Source organism: Streptomyces sp. NPDC006624 (assembly GCF_040611555.1).
Taxonomy (GTDB): Bacteria; Actinomycetota; Actinomycetes; order Streptomycetales; family Streptomycetaceae; genus Streptomyces.
The window spans coordinates 152,057-168,327 of record NZ_JBEXOM010000013.1 but is presented as its reverse complement, the minus strand read 5'-3'; the positions used below and the strand labels follow the sequence as shown (position 1 = coordinate 168,327).

At 74.3% G+C, this 16,271-nt stretch carries 15 protein-coding genes; all 15 read left to right on the top strand.

Going from position 1 to position 16,271, the window contains the following annotated elements:
- Window positions 1–161 precede the first annotated feature (161 nt).
- The 15 genes from ABZY20_RS23915 (at window position 162) to ABZY20_RS23845 (ending at window position 16,253) form a co-directional block, all read left to right on the top strand.
- Window positions 162–1,100: an SRPBCC domain-containing protein gene (locus tag ABZY20_RS23915; protein ID WP_356443562.1), complete on the top strand. Its 939-nt coding sequence runs from the start codon at window positions 162–164 to the stop codon at window positions 1,098–1,100.
- A gap of 220 nt (window positions 1,101–1,320) precedes the next feature.
- A complete protein-coding gene (locus tag ABZY20_RS23910) occupies window positions 1,321–2,109 on the top strand; it encodes an aldose 1-epimerase (RefSeq protein WP_356443561.1) in 789 nt (262 codons plus the stop codon).
- Window positions 2,110–2,119: 10 nt separating this feature from the next.
- On the top strand, window positions 2,120–2,668 hold the full coding sequence (gene pyrE, locus ABZY20_RS23905) for an orotate phosphoribosyltransferase (RefSeq protein ID WP_356443560.1): 549 nt from the start codon (window positions 2,120–2,122) through the stop codon (window positions 2,666–2,668).
- Window positions 2,669–2,803: 135 nt separating this feature from the next.
- Window positions 2,804–3,826, top strand: a complete 1,023-nt coding sequence (gene fbaA, locus ABZY20_RS23900) for a class II fructose-bisphosphate aldolase (protein ID WP_356443559.1) — start codon at window positions 2,804–2,806, stop codon at window positions 3,824–3,826.
- A 67-nt stretch (window positions 3,827–3,893) separates the two neighbouring features.
- On the top strand, window positions 3,894–5,363 hold the full coding sequence (locus ABZY20_RS23895) for an MFS transporter (RefSeq protein ID WP_356443558.1): 1,470 nt from the start codon (window positions 3,894–3,896) through the stop codon (window positions 5,361–5,363).
- Window positions 5,364–5,911: 548 nt separating this feature from the next.
- Window positions 5,912–6,325 (top strand): DUF3151 domain-containing protein, encoded by a 414-nt coding sequence (locus tag ABZY20_RS23890; RefSeq protein WP_356443557.1) that lies wholly within the window; start codon window positions 5,912–5,914, stop codon window positions 6,323–6,325.
- 151 nt (window positions 6,326–6,476) lie between these two features.
- Complete coding sequence (locus tag ABZY20_RS23885) at window positions 6,477–7,307, top strand: tryptophan 2,3-dioxygenase family protein (protein ID WP_356443556.1); 831 nt, start codon at window positions 6,477–6,479, stop codon at window positions 7,305–7,307.
- Entirely contained in the window at window positions 7,300–8,484 is a 1,185-nt protein-coding gene (gene kynU / locus ABZY20_RS23880; protein WP_356443555.1) for a kynureninase, read from the top strand. The genes ABZY20_RS23885 and kynU overlap by 8 nt, the downstream gene beginning before the upstream one ends.
- A gap of 204 nt (window positions 8,485–8,688) precedes the next feature.
- Window positions 8,689–9,555 carry an alpha/beta hydrolase gene (locus tag ABZY20_RS23875; protein ID WP_356443554.1) on the top strand — a complete coding sequence of 289 codons (867 nt, stop codon included), beginning with the start codon at window positions 8,689–8,691 and terminating at the stop codon, window positions 9,553–9,555.
- 276 nt (window positions 9,556–9,831) lie between these two features.
- The gene (locus tag ABZY20_RS23870) at window positions 9,832–10,866 is read left to right on the top strand and encodes an alpha/beta hydrolase (RefSeq protein ID WP_356443553.1); all 1,035 of its coding nucleotides are present in this window, start codon (window positions 9,832–9,834) and stop codon (window positions 10,864–10,866) included.
- Window positions 10,859–12,064: an acyltransferase gene (locus ABZY20_RS23865; protein WP_356443552.1), complete on the top strand. Its 1,206-nt coding sequence runs from the start codon at window positions 10,859–10,861 to the stop codon at window positions 12,062–12,064. The genes ABZY20_RS23870 and ABZY20_RS23865 overlap by 8 nt, the downstream gene beginning before the upstream one ends.
- Window positions 12,057–13,475: a sensor histidine kinase gene (locus ABZY20_RS23860; protein WP_356443551.1), complete on the top strand. Its 1,419-nt coding sequence runs from the start codon at window positions 12,057–12,059 to the stop codon at window positions 13,473–13,475. The genes ABZY20_RS23865 and ABZY20_RS23860 overlap by 8 nt, the downstream gene beginning before the upstream one ends.
- Complete coding sequence (locus tag ABZY20_RS23855) at window positions 13,472–14,155, top strand: response regulator transcription factor (RefSeq protein WP_356443550.1); 684 nt, start codon at window positions 13,472–13,474, stop codon at window positions 14,153–14,155. Before ABZY20_RS23860 ends, ABZY20_RS23855 begins: the two co-directional genes overlap by 4 nt.
- 101 nt (window positions 14,156–14,256) lie before the next feature.
- A complete protein-coding gene (locus ABZY20_RS23850; RefSeq protein WP_356443549.1) occupies window positions 14,257–15,591 on the top strand; it encodes a histidine kinase in 1,335 nt (444 codons plus the stop codon).
- Entirely contained in the window at window positions 15,588–16,253 is a 666-nt protein-coding gene (locus ABZY20_RS23845) for a response regulator transcription factor (protein WP_356443548.1), read from the top strand. The genes ABZY20_RS23850 and ABZY20_RS23845 overlap by 4 nt, the downstream gene beginning before the upstream one ends.
- Window positions 16,254–16,271 lie beyond the last annotated feature (18 nt).

The following is a 16,271-nucleotide window of genomic DNA, read 5'->3' as shown; positions in this document are numbered from 1 at the left end:
CGGCAAGGAGAGCTGGCATGAGGAGCCGGCATGGGGAGCCGGCATGGGGAGCCGGGAGGGTACGCCTGCCGGGGCGGATCGGGGCCGTATCGGGGCCGGATCGGGGGTGAATTGCCGAGGCACGGGTGCGAGCGGGCCCGCGCTGGGTAGAGTCCGTCGACATGGAGCACGAGGTGTTCGTTCCGGTTCCGGCCGAGCGGCTCAGGGAGGTGCTGGACGACCCCGCGCGGGTCGCCCGGGCGGTTCCCGGGCTCCAGCAGGACGCGGGCGCGGAGCCCGTCGCCGGGCGGCTGAAGATCCGGGTGGGCAGTCACTCCGTCACGTACCGGGGAGCCGTGCGGGTGTCCCGGCGGGACGACGGCGCGTACGGCGTCGAGGGCGGGGCCGAGGAGTCCCGCGGCAGCGGCTCGGTCACGCTCGCGCTGCGGATCGCCCTGCGCGAGGCGGAGGACGGCTGCACGGTGGTCTTCGACGGCACGGCCTCGGCGGACGGCCGGATCCGGGACCTCCCGGCGGACGCGGTGGAGGGCGCCGTCACCCGCCTGCTGAACCGTTTCGCGGAGCACCTCGCGGAGGCCGCCCCGGAGACGGCGACCCCCCTGGCGACCCAGGACTTCGAGCCGCGCGCGACGACGAACCACGAGACGACGCCCGACGCGGACGACGCGCCCGCCCCGCCTCCCCCGCCGTCACCGCCCGCGGCGGACGCCGACGCGGCGGGCGCCGACGCGGCGGGCGCCGACGCGGCGGGGAAGCCCGCGGCTTCCGGCCCGGCCGAGGGTGGCGACGCCCCAGGAGCCGGCCTCACCGAGGAGGCCCCTTCCCCTTCCCCCGCCCCCGGGCCCCGGGGCGACACGGCGGCGTCCTCCCGCGGACCCTCCGACGACGACGAGGTGGCCGAGGCGGCCCATGCACGGCGGACGATGATCGGACGCAGTGCGGAGGAGGTGGACCACGCCCCGCCGCGCGGCCGCTACGCACCCGTGCCCGCGCCGCAGACGGTGACGACCCCGGCGCCCCTGCGCTGGGCCGCACCCGCGGCGGCACTGGCGGTGGCCTCGGCCATCGTCGCGGTCCGCGCCCTGCGCCGCCGACGCTGACCCGGCCCGCCCAGGCCCGCCCCAGCCTGCCCCACCCCACCCCGGCCCGCCCCGGCCCGGCCCGACAGGCGTGCGCCGGCCCCGGGGGTGCCCCGCCGGGCCGCGACGATCGCGAAGCCGCCCTCGCCACCCGGCGGGGGCGCCCGTCGTGAATCGCCGGGGGCCGTGCCGGAACCCCCGGTCACCGAGGCCCTCTTGATCACCCCAGTAGGGTCGTCCCGTGAGTGACGAAGACATCACGCTGACCGCGGGTGACGCGGAGGTGACCGTGCAGCCGGGCAACGGCGGCCGGGTCGGAGGGCTGCGGGTCGGGGGCGTGGAGCTGCTGCGGCAGGGGGAGCGGTTCGGCTGCTTCCCGATGGTGCCCTGGTGCGGGCGGATCAGGGACGGCCGGTTCCTGGACGGCGCCGCCGTACGGCAGATGCCCCTCAACGCCCCGCCGCACGCCATCCACGGCACCGTCCGCGACCACGCCTGGCGCGTCGCCCGCACCGGCACGGACGAGGCCGTCATCACCTACGACCTCGTCGACCCCTGGCCGTACCCGGGCCGCGTCACCCAGGTCGTCTCCCTGACCGGGGACGCGGTGACGCTCACCATGTCCGTCGAGACGTACGAGTCGTCCTTCCCGGCGCAGATCGGCTGGCACCCGTGGTTCAACCGGAACCTCGGCGGCGAGGACGTGCGCCTCGCCTTCGAGCCCGCCTGGCAGGAGGAGCGCGGCGAGGACCACCTGCCCACCGGCAACCGGATCGACCCGCGGCCCGGCCCCTGGGACGACTGCTTCGGCATGCCCGGCGGCGTCGACGTGACCCTGACCTGGCCCGGGCAGCTGGAGCTGAAGGTGAGCAGCCCGGAGGAGTGGGTCGTCGTCTACGACGAGCAGCGGGAGGCCGTGTGCGTGGAGCCGCAGACCGGGCCGCCCAACGGTCTCAACACACTGCCGCGCCTGGTCACGCCCCTGGAGCCGCTGGAGGCCACCACGACCTGGAGCTGGCGCCGCCTCTAAGCTGGGCGCCATGACGGACACACGCGGCGCGCTGCTGCAGCAGATCAAGGACAAGGCCGTGGTGCACGGCAAGGTGACCCTGTCGTCGGGTCTGGAAGCCGACTACTACGTCGACCTGCGGCGCATCACCCTCGACGGCGAGGCCGCCCCGCTGGTCGGTCAGGTGCTGCTGGACCTGACCGCGGAGCTGGAGTTCGACGCGGTCGGCGGGCTCACCATGGGCGCCGACCCCGTCGCCGCCGCGATGCTGCACGCGGCCGCCGCCCGGGGCAGGCGCCTGGACGCGTTCGTCGTACGGAAGGCCGCGAAGGCCCACGGTCTGCAGCGCCGCGTCGAGGGCCCGGACATCGCCGGCCGCCGGGTGCTGGTCGTCGAGGACACCTCCACCACCGGCGGTTCCCCGCTCACCGCCGTGGAGGCCGTGCGCGAGGCCGGGGCCGAGGTCGTGGCCGTGGCGACCATCGTCGACCGGGCCACCGGTGCCGCCGAGAAGATCCGGGAGGGCGCCGGGGTGCCGTACCTGTTCGCCTTCTCGAAGGACGAGCTGGGACTCGACTGACCAGGGCGTGGACGGGCCTGGACCTTCCGGCCGAGTCTGGAAAGATGGGGCCGACGATGACGTCGCACCCAAGGTCTAGGTCAGGGCCGTAGAGACAACGCAGTACCCCAACCCGCAGATACAAGGAGCGGACGCATGCCCATCGCAACTCCCGAGGTCTACAACGAGATGCTGGACCGGGCGAAGGCAGGAAAGTTCGCCTACCCGGCCATCAACGTGACCTCCACCCAGACCCTGCACGCGGCCCTGCGCGGTTTCGCTGAGGCGGAGAGCGACGGCATCGTCCAGATCTCCACGGGTGGTGCCGAGTTCCTGGGCGGGCAGTACAGCAAGGACATGGTGACCGGCGCGGTCGCCCTCGCCGAGTTCGCGCACATCGTCGCCGAGAAGTACCCGGTGAACATCGCGCTGCACACGGACCACTGCCCGAAGGACAAGCTCGACGGGTACGTACGCCCGCTGCTCGCGCTCTCCCAGAAGCGCGTCGAGGCCGGCCTGAACCCGCTGTTCCAGTCGCACATGTGGGACGGCTCGGCCGAGACCCTGGCCGACAACCTCTCCATCGCCCAGGAGCTGCTGGAGCTGGCCCGCGCCGCGAAGATCATCCTCGAGGTGGAGATCACCCCCACCGGCGGCGAGGAGGACGGCGTCTCCCACGAGATCAACGACTCCCTCTACACCACGGTCGACGACGCGATCCGCACCGCCGAGGCCCTCGGCCTGGGCGAGAAGGGCCGCTACCTGCTGGCCGCGTCCTTCGGCAACGTGCACGGCGTGTACAAGCCGGGCAACGTCGTCCTGCGCCCCGAGCTGCTGAAGGAGCTGAACGAGGGCGTCGCCGCCAAGTTCGGCAAGACCTCCCCGTTCGACTTCGTCTTCCACGGCGGCTCCGGCTCCACGGAGGAGGAGATCCGCACGGCGTTGGAGAACGGCGTGGTGAAGATGAACATCGACACGGACACCCAGTACGCCTTCACCCGTCCGGTCGCGGACCACATGTTCCGCAACTACGACGGTGTCCTGAAGGTCGACGGCGAGGTCGGCAACAAGAAGACCTACGACCCGCGCACCTGGGGCAAGCTGGCCGAGGCGTCCATGGCGGCCCGCGTCGTCGAGGCCTGCGGCAACCTGCGCTCGACCGGCACGAAGATCAAGTAAGTCCCGGTCCGTCTCGCGGAGAGCCCGGCACCTGCTGTGGTGCCGGGTTCTTCCGTATGCTCCCCGCATGCCCGATGTCCGGCTGGCCTCGTCGCGCGGCAGGTGGATCCTGCTCACCACCGTGCTCGGCTCCAGCATGGCCCTGCTGGACTCGACCGTGGTCAACGTCGCCCTGCCGCGCATCGGCCGCGACCTCGACGCGGACCTGGCGGCCCTGCAGTGGACGGTCAACGCGTACATGGTCACGCTGGCCGGGCTGATCCTGCTGGGCGGGGCGCTCGGGGACCGGTTCGGGCGGCGCAGGGTGTTCGTCGTCGGCGTGGTGTGGTTCGCCGTGGCGTCGCTGCTGTGCGGGCTCGCGCCCGACGCGCCGGTCCTGATCGCCGCGCGGGCCCTGCAGGGGGTGGGCGGCGCGCTGCTCACGCCCGGGTCGCTGGCCCTGATCCAGGCGTCCTTCCACCCCGACGACCGGGGGCGGGCCGTGGGCCTGTGGTCCGGCTTCGGCGGGATCGGGGCGGCGGTCGGGCCGTTCGTGGGCGGCTGGCTGGTGGACGGTCCCGGCTGGCGGTGGGTGTTCCTGCTGAACGTGCCGCTGGCGCTGGTGTGCGTACCGGTGGCCCTGCGGCACGTGCCCGAGTCGGGCGGCGCCGGGCGGGCGCGCGGGCGGTTCGACGTGCTCGGGGCGGTGCTGGGGGCGCTGGCGCTGGCGCTGCTGACGTACGCGCTGATCGAGGCCGGTGAGGGCGGTGCCGTCGTCTGGGGCTCGGCGGTGGCGGGCGTGGCGGCGGCGGTGGCGTTCGTCCTGGTCGAGCGGTGGCGGGCCGAGCCGATGATGCCGCTCGACATCTTCGCGTCGCGGCAGTTCACGGCCGTCAACCTCGTCACGCTGTGCGTGTACGCGGCGCTCGGCGGCTTCTTCTTCCTCGCCGCGCTGCAGCTGCAGGTCGCGGTGGGCTACTCCGCCCTCGCGGCCGGTACGGCGCTGCTGCCGACGACCGTGCTGATGCTGGCGCTGTCCGCCCGCTCCGCGGAGCTGGCCGACCGGATCGGGCCGCGCATCCCGCTGACGGCGGGGCCGCTGCTGTGCGCCGCCGGGATGCTGCTGATGCTGCGGGTCGGGCCCGGGGCGTCGTACTGGGCCGATGTGCTGCCGGCGCTGCTGGTGCTCGGACTGGGCATGGTCATGCTGGTGGCGCCGCTGACGGCGACCGTGCTGGGGTCGGTGAGCGTGGTCCGGGCGGGGCTCGCCAGCGGCATCAACAACGCGGCGGCCCGGGCGGCGGGCCTGGTGGCGGTGGCGGCGCTGCCGCTGCTGACGGGCATGGGCGAGGAGGCGTACCGCGAACCGGCCGCCTTCGACGCGGCGTTCCGCGAGGCGATGGTGTGGTGCGCGGGGGCGCTGGTCGCGGGGTCGGCGATCGCGCTCGCGACGGTGCGCAGACCACCACCGGACTGCAAACGACCGGAGTGCCGCACGTTCGGCACGGTCACGGCTCCGCCACTGGAGGGGGAGCCGGTGCGCAAGCGGCTTTCTTAGCGGCTGGTGGTGGACGGGTTTGGCGGGTTTGGCCTGGGTGGTAGACGGGCTGGTTGGTCGACGGGGTTGTCGGTGGACGGGGTTGTTGGGGGAGCGGTGGCCTGGTGCCCCGGTGACCCGCCGCCCCGCGCGGCGGCCGCCACAGCCTCAGCCGGTGCGGCCGGGGTCGGATCGGCGCGGCCACCGCCGTCGTCGTCGTGCCGACGGTCGGTCGGCCTGGCTTCGGCTTCCGCCCTCATGTCCTTGCCGGCGCTCGCTCGGCCCGGTTTCGGCTTCCGCCCGCACGTCCTTGGCGGCGTCGCTCGGCCCGGCCTGGGCTTGCGCCCGCCACCCCTTGACCCACCCGCCCACTCGCTGGCCCACCTGCCTACTCGCTGGCCGACCCCTGCCCCTTGGTCGACCCGCCCACCCCCTAGCCGAGCCGGCCGGCTCCGGGTCGGTCCGGGGTGTGCTCGTCGGCGTGCCACGCGTCGCCGGTCGGGGGGCGTCGCGCGTCGCCCCGTCGGCACGAGTGCCCGCGGCCGGGGCTGATGCCGCAGACTTGGGGCATGTCCATTCACGAGAACCTCCTCGGGGGTCCGCCCCCGACCCATCTCCCCGACGATCCCGGGCCCCGGGAAATGCTCGCGTCGGGAGCCGCGCCCGCCGAGGTCGCGGCCGCGCACCCCACCTCCTCGCTCGCCTGGGCGCAGCTCGCCGACGACGCGTTCGAGCGGGGCGCGGCGGTGGAGTCGTACGCCTACGCCCGGACGGGCTACCACCGCGGGCTGGACGCGCTGCGCCGCAACGGCTGGAAGGGCCACGGCCCGGTGCCGTGGGAGCACGAGCCGAACCGCGGCTTCCTGCGGGCCCTGCACGCGCTCGCCCGGGCCGCGCAGGCCATCGGTGAGCAGGAGGAGTACGAGCGCTGCTCCCAGTTCCTGAAGGACTCCTCGCCGACCGCGGCGCAGGTCCTCGGCTGACGACGGTCCGTGCACGTGAGGCCCGTCCCGCCGAGCGGGCGGGCCTTGCGGTTCCGGGGGCGACACCGCAGGATGCGGGTGGGGACCGGGGCCCCCGTGCCGGCATCGGCAGGGGCGGACCGCTACCCGGAGTTATCTGCAGGAGACAGCGATGTCCCACGAGGCTCACGAGCCCGAGACCCCGCATCTCGACTTCCAGGGCACCACGCCGTACGAGGACTACGTCAAAGCGGACGTGCTCACCCACCTCCAGCACACCCTCTCCGACGACCCCGGAGAGATGGTCTTCCTGGTGACGACCCAGGTGATGGAGCTGTGGTTCACCGTCATCGTCCACGAGTGGGAGACGGCGGCACGCGCGCTCAGGAGCGAGGACGTGCCCACCGCCGTCGCCGCGCTGAAGCGGTCCGTACGCGAGCTGGAGGCGCTCAACGCCTCCTGGAAGCCGCTCGGGCAGCTGACACCGGCCCAGTTCAACTCGTACCGGGGCGCCCTCGGTGAGGGCTCCGGCTTCCAGTCGGCGATGTACCGGCGGATGGAGTTCCTGCTCGGCGACAAGTCCGCGTCCATGCTCGTCCCGCACCGGGGCGCCCCGCGCGTGCACGCCGAGCTGGAGAAGGCGCTGCACGAGCCGAGCCTGTACGACGAGGTCGTGCGGCTGCTCGCGCGCCGCGGGTACGCCATCCCGGAGGCGGTGCTGCAGCGTGACGTCGCGCAGCGCTACGAGCCCTCGCCGGAGGTCGAGGCCGCCTGGACGGCCGTCTACTCGGGCGACGAGAGCGACGAACTGGCCCGGCTCGGCGAGGCGCTGAGCGATGTGGCCGAGCTGGTGTGGCGCTGGCGCAACGACCACCTGGTCGCCACCCGCCGCGCGATGGGCGCCAAGACCGGCACGGGCGGCTCCGCCGGGGTGGCCTGGCTGGAGAAGCGCGCGCAGAAGAACGTCTTCCCCGAGCTGTGGACGGCGCGGTCCCATGTCTGAGCTGGCCATCGAAGCGGAGAAGCTGGACGCCGCCGACGAACTGCGCGGCATGCGCGACGCGTTCGTCCTGGACGACGTGGTCTACCTCGACGGAAACTCGCTCGGCGCGCTGCCCGCCGTCGTGCCTGGCCGCGTCGAGGACGTCGTCCGCCGCCAGTGGGGCGAGCTGCGCATCCGGTCCTGGGAGGAGAGCGGCTGGTGGACGGCGCCCGAGCGGATCGGTGACCGGATCGCCCCGCTGGTCGGGGCGGCGCCCGGGCAGATCGTCGCCGGGGACTCCACGAGCGTCAACGTGTTCAAGGCGCTGGTGGCCGCCGTGCGGATGGCCGGGGACGGACGGGACGAGCTGCTGGTCGACGCGACGACCTTCCCCACCGACGGCTACATCGCCGAGTCCGCCGCCCGGATGACCGGGTGCACGCTGCGCCCCGTGGCGCCCGCCGATGTCCCCGCCGCGCTGGGCGAGCGCACCGCCGCGGTCCTCCTCAACCACGTCGACTACCGCACCGGCCGGCTGTACGACCTGCCGTCCCTGACGGCCGCCGTGCACGAGGCCGGGGCGTACGCCGTGTGGGACCTGTGCCACAGCGCGGGCGCCCTGCCGGTGGGGCTGGACGCGCACGGGGTGGACCTGGCGGTCGGCTGCACCTACAAGTACCTGAACGGCGGGCCGGGTTCACCGGCCTACCTGTACGTGCGGCGGGAGCTGCAGGACCGTTTCGACTCCCCGCTGCCCGGCTGGAACTCCCACGCCGAGCCGTTCGGGATGCGGACCGGCTACGAGCCGGCCTCGGGTGCGCTGCGCGGCCGCGTCGGCACCCCGGACATCCTCTCCATGCTCGCCCTGGAGGCGGCCCTGGAGGTGTGGGACGGGGTGTCCGTCGACGCGGTGCGGGCCAAGTCCCTCGCGCTGACGGACTTCTTCCTGACGTGCGTGTCGGCGTACGTGCCCGAGGGCCGGGTCGCGTGCCTCACGCCGCGGGCGCACGAGGAGCGTGGCAGCCAGATCGCACTGAGCTGTGACGACGCCGGTGACGTGATGAAGCGGCTGATCGAGCGGGGCGTGGTCGGCGACTTCCGGGCGCCGGACGTGCTGCGCTTCGGTTTCACACCGCTGTACGTGGGCTTCGCCGACGTGGAGCGGGCGGCGAGCGTGCTGGCGGAGACGCTGGCCTGAGCGGCGGAGACGCTGGCCTGAGCGCCGGCGGGGCCGGACGTCCTGCGGCGTCCGGCCCCGGACCCGCCCGGGGGCCCGCCAAGGGCCTCACCCAGCGTCACATCCTTGGTGTCCGCGCATGTCACGCGCCTGGTACCGTCCCGGCCAACGGCTGAACTCCCCACTGGATCCGCCGCCTACGTTTCATCGCTGAGAGGGTGGAGCATGACGGACGACGTCGCAGCGGCCCGGGCGGCCGCCGAGGAGAAGTCGGTGTTCTCCCACGCGCCTGTCGACCCCGACGCCACCGCGGCCTACGGCGACCACCCCGACCAGGTGATCGACTTCCACGCCCCGCGCGCACAGGCCGGGCCGGGCGGGCCCGCCCCGGTCGTCGCCGTGCTGCACGGCGGTGCCTGGCGGGCGCCCTACGACCGGCGGCACATCAGCCCCTTCGCGGACTTCCTGGCCCGCCGCGGGTTCGCCGTCGCCAGCGTCGAGTACCGGCGCGGCGGCGCGGACGACGCGCTCGCCGGCCGCTGGCCCGACACCTTCGACGACGTGGCCGCCGCCCTGGACGCCCTCCCGGCGCTGGTACGGCGGTTGCTGCCGCAGGCCGACCCGCGCCGTACCGTCCTCACCGGCCACTCGGCGGGCGGGCACCTCGCGCTGTGGGGAGCGGCCCGGCACGTCCTGCCGGCCGACTCGCCCTGGTATTCGGGCAGTTCGGCGACACTGCGCGGTGTGGTCGCGCTGGCCCCGATCGCGGACTTCTCCGTCGCCGACAAGCTGGACGTGTGCGGGGGCGCCGCGCGCCAGTTCCTGGGCGGCGACGAGCATTTCGCCGAGCGCCTGCCCTGCGCCGACCCGGCGCTGCTGCTGCCGACCGGCATCGCCACGACCGTCGTGCAGGGGCGCACCGACCTCATGGTGCCGCAGCAGGTCGCCGAGTCGTACGCGGACGCGGCGGCGAAGGCCGGGGAGGTGGTGGGGGTGACGCTGCTGGAGGACGTGGGGCACTTCCCGCTCATCGACCCGGCGGCGGACGCCTGCGCGGTGGTGGCGGAGGAGATCGCCCAGCTGGCCTGGTGAACGGCCGTGACGCGACCGCCTGGTGAACGGCCTTACCGCGACCGCCTGGTGAACGGCCTTACCGCGACTGCCCGGTGAACGGCCGTATCGCGACTGCCCGGTGAAGGGCCGTAGCGCGTCACCGTGGTCCCCTTAGGGGGCGGCCCCCGTCATACCCCTCATACCTGAGAGCTACGCCGCAGGTGAGTTCCCCGGCGGGACGCGGACGACGAGGGCCGATCCGTAGCTTCCCTTCCATGCCGACCCGATGGCCGGGCGTGCTGGAGGGGGACGACCATGGGGTTCGCATCGTGGGCGCGGGCCGTACCGTTTGTGCCGAAGTACCGCCGTGACAGGGGCAGTCGGCGCCGGTCCGGCTCCCCTCGTCGGCGGCGGGCCGTGCCGGCCCTGCTCGTCACCGCCGCCGTGGTCTTCCCCCTGTCCGCGGCGGGGCGTCCGCAGATCCCCGCGCCGCCGCCCGCCTTGCCGGCCCCCCTCAACGCGTCGACTCTCGAGGAGACGTACGCGGCCAACCGCGCCAACGCCGCCGAGGCGGCCCGGGCGGCCGCAGCCCACCACGACCGGGACCGCGCCGCGACGGACCGCGCGCTGGCCGCCCCGGGCCGGCACCTCCTCCGCTTCGACGGCCGCGGCTCCGGCCGGGTGACGGAGGTCCTGGGCGACCTCGCCCGCGCCGACCGCGTCGCCGTCCTGGTCCCCGGATCCGACACGAGCCTGGACACCTACGGCCGGTTCCACGCCGCGGCCGCCGCCCTGCACCGGCAGCTCGCCCGGCAGGCACCGGCGGGCACCCGCACGGCGGTCGTGGCATGGCTGGGCTACGAGACACCGGCCACGGTGAGCCCGGCGGTCACGACGACCGGCAGGGCGGAACAGGCCGCCCCGCCCCTGCGCGCGCTCGTGGCCGGCCTGCGGGCCGTCACGGGTGCCGGAGCGCGCATCTCCCTGGTGTGCCACTCCTACGGCTCGGTCGTCTGCGGCCGTGCCGCGGCCGGACTCGACGTCGACGACATCGCCCTCGTCGGCAGCCCGGGCACCGGTGCCGGTTCGGCCGCCGGCCTGCGCACCCGCGCCCGCGTCTGGGCGGCCCGGGGGGCCGACGACTGGGTGGAGAACGTCCCGCACCTCAGCGTCGACCTGTTCGGCACGACGGTCGGCCTGGGCACCGACCCCCTCTCCCCGGCCTACGGCGCCCGGGTCTTCCCGGCCGGCGACGGCGGCCACAGCGACTACTTCGACCCCGGCTCGACCTCCCTCACGAACCTGGCCCGGATCGTCCTGGGCGAGACCACGGCGGTGACCCATGACTGACCTCGGCGTCCGCGCCGTCCGCACGGGACTGCGGCGCCGGGCCGCCCGCGTCGTCGCGGCCACCCCCGACGGCCGCGACCGGGCCGTGGACGCCCTGCGCGCCGTCGCGGTCCTCGGGGTCGTCCTCGGGCACTGGCTCGTCACCGCCCTGGTCGCCGACAGCGGCACCCTGCGCGCGTCGAGCCCGCTGCAGCACCTGCCGTGGCTGGCACCGGTCTCCTGGCTGTTCCAGACACTCGCCGTGTTCTTCCTGGTCGGCGGCCATGTCGCCACCCGGAGCCGTGCCTCGGCCCGCGCCCGGGGCGTCCGCTACCACCGCTGGCTGACGGGTCGGCTGTCCCGCCTGTTCAAGCCGGTCGCGGCCGTCCTCACCCTGTGGACGGCCGCCGCGGTGGCGCTGCTGCTGTCGGGCGCCGAGTTCGGGACGGTCCGGACGCTGGTGAAACTGGCCCTGTCCCCGCTGTGGTTCCTCGTGGTCTTCGCGGTCCTGACGGCGGCGACCCCGCTGCTCACCCGGCTCAGCCCGCTCTGGCCGCTGGCCGTGGTGCTGCACGTGGACCTGCTGCGCTTCGGTCTCGGCGGCCCCGCGTGGCTGGGCTGGGCGAACGTGCTCGCGGGCTGGCTGGTGCCGTACACGCTGGGCGCCGCCTGGACCCGGGGCGAACTGGAGCGGCCCCGGGCGGGCTGGGTGCTGCTCGTGGGCGGGGCCGCGGCGACCGCGCTGCTCGTCGCCGGGGCGGGCTACCCGGCGTCGATGGTGGGCGTCCCGGGCCGGGCCGTCTCCAACCTGGATCCGCCGACGCTGGCCGTCGTCACCTTCGGTCTGGCCCAGTGCGGTCTCGCCCTGCTGCTGCGCGAGCGGCTGCGGCACGCGATGCGACGGCCGCTCGCCTGGGCCGCGGTGGCGCTCGTCAACCTGTCGGCGATGACCGTCTTCCTCTGGCACCAGACGGCTCTCATGGCCACGACGGCCACGGGCCTCCTCGCGGGCCGGCTCCCCGGACTGCACACCGTGCCCGACGGCCTGGGCTGGGTCGGGGCCCGGCTCCTGTGGCTTCCCGTGTTCGCACTGGCCCTCGCGGTCTGCGGGGCGGCCTTCCATTCCTTCGAGCGGGGCGGCGGGGACGGCGGATCGCGGGTGGTGCGCCGGCACCGTCCGTCCGGCCGGGGGACGGCGGCAAAGGCGCGGCATGTCTAGGCTGGGCCGGGTGACGACCGCAGAACCTCAACGCAGCCTCCCGGCAAGGGTTTTGCGTGAGCTGCGCGCCGACCTCTGCACCTTCCGGGCCGATCCGCTGCCGCCCTTCCGGTGGTTGCGCTGGTTTCCGCACGGCGTGCTGTGCCTGGTCGCCTTCGGAGTCACCTTCGGCGCGGTGGCGCAGCTCGTCGACAACGGAGGGGTGGGCCCGCAGATCGCCCTCCCGCTCGGACTGGCACAGGGCGGGGCCGTGGTGCTCGCGCTGTGGCGGCCCATCCCGGCGTGGTGGCTCTCGACGGTGGCCATGGTGCTGGGCGCCCTCGAGGTGCGCCGCCATCTGCTGGCCGGTGGCGCCCACGACTTCACCTGGCCCTGGATGTCGGCGGGGATCATCGGGCACATGGCGGTGCTGCTGCTGCTCGCCCTGCGGGTGCGCACCCGGGTGACGGCCGAGGCGCTCGCGCTGACCGTGCTCCTCACCTACGCGATCCAGGGACTGCTGGGCGCGGCCGGCTATCAGCCCACCGGGGTGCTCGCGGTCACCCTCTTCACCGTCGTCGTGACACTGGGCACCGCCCTGCGCGGCCGCCGCGAGGCCCGCGCGGAGCTCGTCGAGCAGACCACGCTCACCGCCGAGGAGCGCACCCGGCGCACCCTGCTGGAGGAGCGCAGCCGTATCGCGCGCGAGCTGCACGACGTGGTGGCCCACCACATGTCCGTCATCTCCATCCAGGCGCAGGTCGCCCCCCACCTCGTGGAGAACCCGCCCGACGAGCTGAAGGAGAACCTCGCCGGCATCCGGCAGAACGCGCTGGAGGCGCTGACCGAACTGCGCCGGGTGCTGGGCGTGCTGCGCTCGGAGCACCCCGGGCCGGGGGAGTCGCCCTCCGGGCCGGGCGGCGAGACCGTCCTGCACGCCCCGCAGCCCACCCTGGACCGGCTCGACGCGCTGGTGGAGAACACCCGGGCCGCCGGCCGGGAGGTCCTCGTGAAGATCGACGGCGAGCGGCGTCCGCTGCCGCCCGGGGTGGAGCTGTCGGCGTACCGGATCGTGCAGGAGGCGCTGAGCAACGCCCTGCGGCACGCCCCCGGGGCGAGGATCACGGTCCGTCTCACCTACGGGCCGGACGGCCTGGAGGTGGAGGTCGTCAACGGCCGCCCGACCGCTCCCGCGCCGCCGTCCAGGGGGGCGGGCCACGGGCTGCTGGGCATGCGGGAGCGGGTCGCGATGCTCGGCGGCACCATGACCGCGCACCTGTGGCACTGGGACGGTTTCAAGGTCACGGCGTTCCTGCCGGAGACCCCGCCCGCCGACACACCGGGCACCGACCGCCCGCCCGGACGCACCACCGACCGCATCACCGACCGCACCACCGACCGCATCACCGACCGCGAGGGAAGGGCTTCATGACGAGCGGCACCGGCGACCCCATCCGGGTCCTCATCGTCGACGACCAGGCGATGGTCCGGCAGGGCTTCACCGTGCTGCTCGGCACCCAGCCCGGCATAGAGGTCGTCGGCGAGGCGCGGGACGGGGCGGAGGGCGTAGCGAAGGCCGCCGAGACCCTCCCCGACGTCGTCCTCATGGACATCCGGATGCCCGGCGTCGGCGGCATCGAGGCCACCGAGCGGATCACGGCCGCGCACCCGGACATCAGGGTGCTGGTGCTGACCACCTTCGACCTCGACGAGTACGTGTACGACGCGCTGCGCGCCGGTGCGTCCGGCTTCCTGCTGAAGGACGCCTCCTCGGAACAGCTCGCCGAGGCGGTACGGGTGGTCGCGGCCGGGGACGCGCTGCTCGCCCCGGTCATCACGCGCAAGCTGATCGCCGAGTTCTCCCGGCTGGACGGCAGACCCCGCGCCCCGCTGAAGGAGCGGGTCGGCGACCTGACCGAGCGGGAGACGGAGGTCCTCACCCTGATCGCGCAGGGCCTGTCCAACGCGGAGATCGCCCGGCACCTGTTCGTCGCCGAGCAGACCGTGAAGACGCACGTGGGCCGGATCCTGGTGAAGCTGGGCCTCAGGGACCGGACGCAGGCGGCGGTGTTCGCCTACGAGTCGGGGCTGGTCCGGCCGTCGGGGTACTGACGGGCCGCGGCCGGTGCTCCCCGTAGTACCTGAGAGGGAGGCCCGGGGACCCCTCTCCAAGGGGACGACCGGGACCCGGGGGCGCACTTACCGTTCTGTACGTGACCGAGACGACTCACCTGCAGACCACGCCGCCGGGGGACGGGGCCAAGCCCCGCAGCCCGGAGTTCCGGCTGGCCGCGGACGCCCTGCGCGGGCTGCGGCAGGACCTGATCCACGACGCGTTCGCCTACCGCCCGCTGCCGCGCATGCGCGTCGACGGCCCGCTGACCAGGAGGCTGCCGGGCCGGCTGCGGACGTACGCGGCCTGGAGGCCGCACGCGGTGATCTGCGCGATCGCCCTGCTCACCCTGGCCATCGCCACGGTCGACCAGGGTGTGGCCCTGGTGCTCGGGCTGCTCGCCGTGATCCCGATCCTGCTGACCATGGTCCGGCCGGTGGGGGCGTTCTGGCTGTCCATGGCGGGCACCCCGCTCGCGGTCCCCTTCGGCGACCGGTGGGGCGACTGGCCCTGGCTGCCGGGCAGCTTCGCGTGCCATCTGACGGTGCTGACGATCGTGGCCATCCGCACCAGACCGCGTACGGCCGCCTGGATGTGGGCCCTGACCGCCGCGTACGGCATGCTCGCGGAGACGCTGTTCGGCGCCGGTGGGTACGGCACCAACACCGGCCCGATGCTGGTGGTCTCCGCGTTCGTCCTCCTCGCCGTCACCGTCTGGCACGTGCGCCGCGACGCCGTGCAGGAGGTCACCGCCCAGCAGACGGTCACCGCGCACGAGCGGTCCCGCCGCACCCTGCTGGAGGAGCGCACCACGATCGCCCGCGAGCTGCACGACGTGGTCGCCCACCACATGTCGGTGGTCGCCATCCAGGCGGAGGCCGCGCCCTACCGGGTGGAGAACCCGCCGCCGGAGCTGGAGAAGGCGTTCGCCACCATCCGGGAGAACGCGGTGGCCGCGCTGACGGAGCTGCGCCGTGTGCTGGGCGTGGTCCGCGCCGAGGACTACGAGGCCCCGGACGCCCCGCAGCCCACCCTCGCCGACCTGGACGGGCTGCTGGCCAATGTGCGCGAGGCCGGCCTGAGCGTCGACAAGGTGGTGACCGGCGCGGTGCGCGAGCTGCCGCAGGGGGTGGAGCTGTCGGCGTACCGGATCGTGCAGGAGGCGCTGAGCAACACCCTGCGGCACGCGCCGGGCGCGACCGCCCGGGTCGAGATCGGCTACGTCCTCGGCGGCCTGGGCCTGCGCATAGTCAACGGCCCGCCGCCCAACCCCGGCCTCATCAAGCCCTCGCCCGGCGCCGGGCACGGCATCACGGGCATGCGGGAGCGGGTGACGATGCTCGCCGGCGAGATGACGGCGGACCGCACGGACGACGGAGGCTACGAGGTGACGGTGTTCCTGCCGGTCGCCCTGCCGGACGAGGGTGCCGTATGACCATCCGCGTGCTGATCGCGGACGACCAGATGATGGTGCGCGAGGGATTCTCCGTCCTGCTGAACGCGATGCCGGACATCGAGGTCGTCGGCGAGGCGGTGAACGGCCGCGAGGCCGTCGCGAAGGTCCGCGAACTCGCCCCGGACGTCGTCCTGATGGACATCCGCATGCCCGAGCTGAACGGCATCGAGGCGACCCGGGAGATCGTCGCCGCGGACGGTGCGGCGAAGGTGCTCGTGCTGACCACCTTCGACCTCGACGAGTACGTGTACCAGGCGCTGCGCGCGGGCGCGTCCGGCTTCCTGCTGAAGGACGCCTCGGCCCGCCAGCTGGCCGACGGGGTGCGGGTGGTGGCGTCCGGGGAGGCCCTCCTGGCGCCCTCGGTGACCCGGCGGCTGATCACCGAGTTCTCCAAGCTCTCCGAGACCCCGCGCCTGATGCCCTCCGCGCAGGCGGCCTACGGCGACCTCACCGACCGGGAGACGGAGGTGCTGGTCCTGATCGCGCAGGGCCTGTCGAACGCGGAGATCGCGCAGCGGCTGGTGGTCGCCGAGTCGACGATCAAGACGCACGTCAGCCGGATCCTGGTGAAGCTGGGGCTCCGGGACCGCACGCAGGCGGCGGTGTTCGCCTACGAGGCGCGGCTGGTGACCCCCGGCTGACCGGGTGCGCGCCGACCG

Coding starts and splice junctions, on each gene's coding strand:
- ABZY20_RS23915 (WP_356443562.1), top strand. CDS start 162: ATGGAGCACGAGGTGTTCGTTCCGGTTCCGGCCGAGCGGCTCAGGGAG.
- pyrE (WP_356443560.1), top strand. CDS start 2,120: ATGACGGACACACGCGGCGCGCTGCTGCAGCAGATCAAGGACAAGGCC.
- fbaA (WP_356443559.1), top strand. CDS start 2,804: ATGCCCATCGCAACTCCCGAGGTCTACAACGAGATGCTGGACCGGGCG.
- ABZY20_RS23895 (WP_356443558.1), top strand. CDS start 3,894: ATGCCCGATGTCCGGCTGGCCTCGTCGCGCGGCAGGTGGATCCTGCTC.
- ABZY20_RS23890 (WP_356443557.1), top strand. CDS start 5,912: ATGTCCATTCACGAGAACCTCCTCGGGGGTCCGCCCCCGACCCATCTC.
- ABZY20_RS23885 (WP_356443556.1), top strand. CDS start 6,477: ATGTCCCACGAGGCTCACGAGCCCGAGACCCCGCATCTCGACTTCCAG.
- kynU (WP_356443555.1), top strand. CDS start 7,300: ATGTCTGAGCTGGCCATCGAAGCGGAGAAGCTGGACGCCGCCGACGAA.
- ABZY20_RS23875 (WP_356443554.1), top strand. CDS start 8,689: ATGACGGACGACGTCGCAGCGGCCCGGGCGGCCGCCGAGGAGAAGTCG.
- ABZY20_RS23870 (WP_356443553.1), top strand. CDS start 9,832: ATGGGGTTCGCATCGTGGGCGCGGGCCGTACCGTTTGTGCCGAAGTAC.
- ABZY20_RS23865 (WP_356443552.1), top strand. CDS start 10,859: ATGACTGACCTCGGCGTCCGCGCCGTCCGCACGGGACTGCGGCGCCGG.
- ABZY20_RS23860 (WP_356443551.1), top strand. CDS start 12,057: ATGTCTAGGCTGGGCCGGGTGACGACCGCAGAACCTCAACGCAGCCTC.
- ABZY20_RS23855 (WP_356443550.1), top strand. CDS start 13,472: ATGACGAGCGGCACCGGCGACCCCATCCGGGTCCTCATCGTCGACGAC.
- ABZY20_RS23845 (WP_356443548.1), top strand. CDS start 15,588: ATGACCATCCGCGTGCTGATCGCGGACGACCAGATGATGGTGCGCGAG.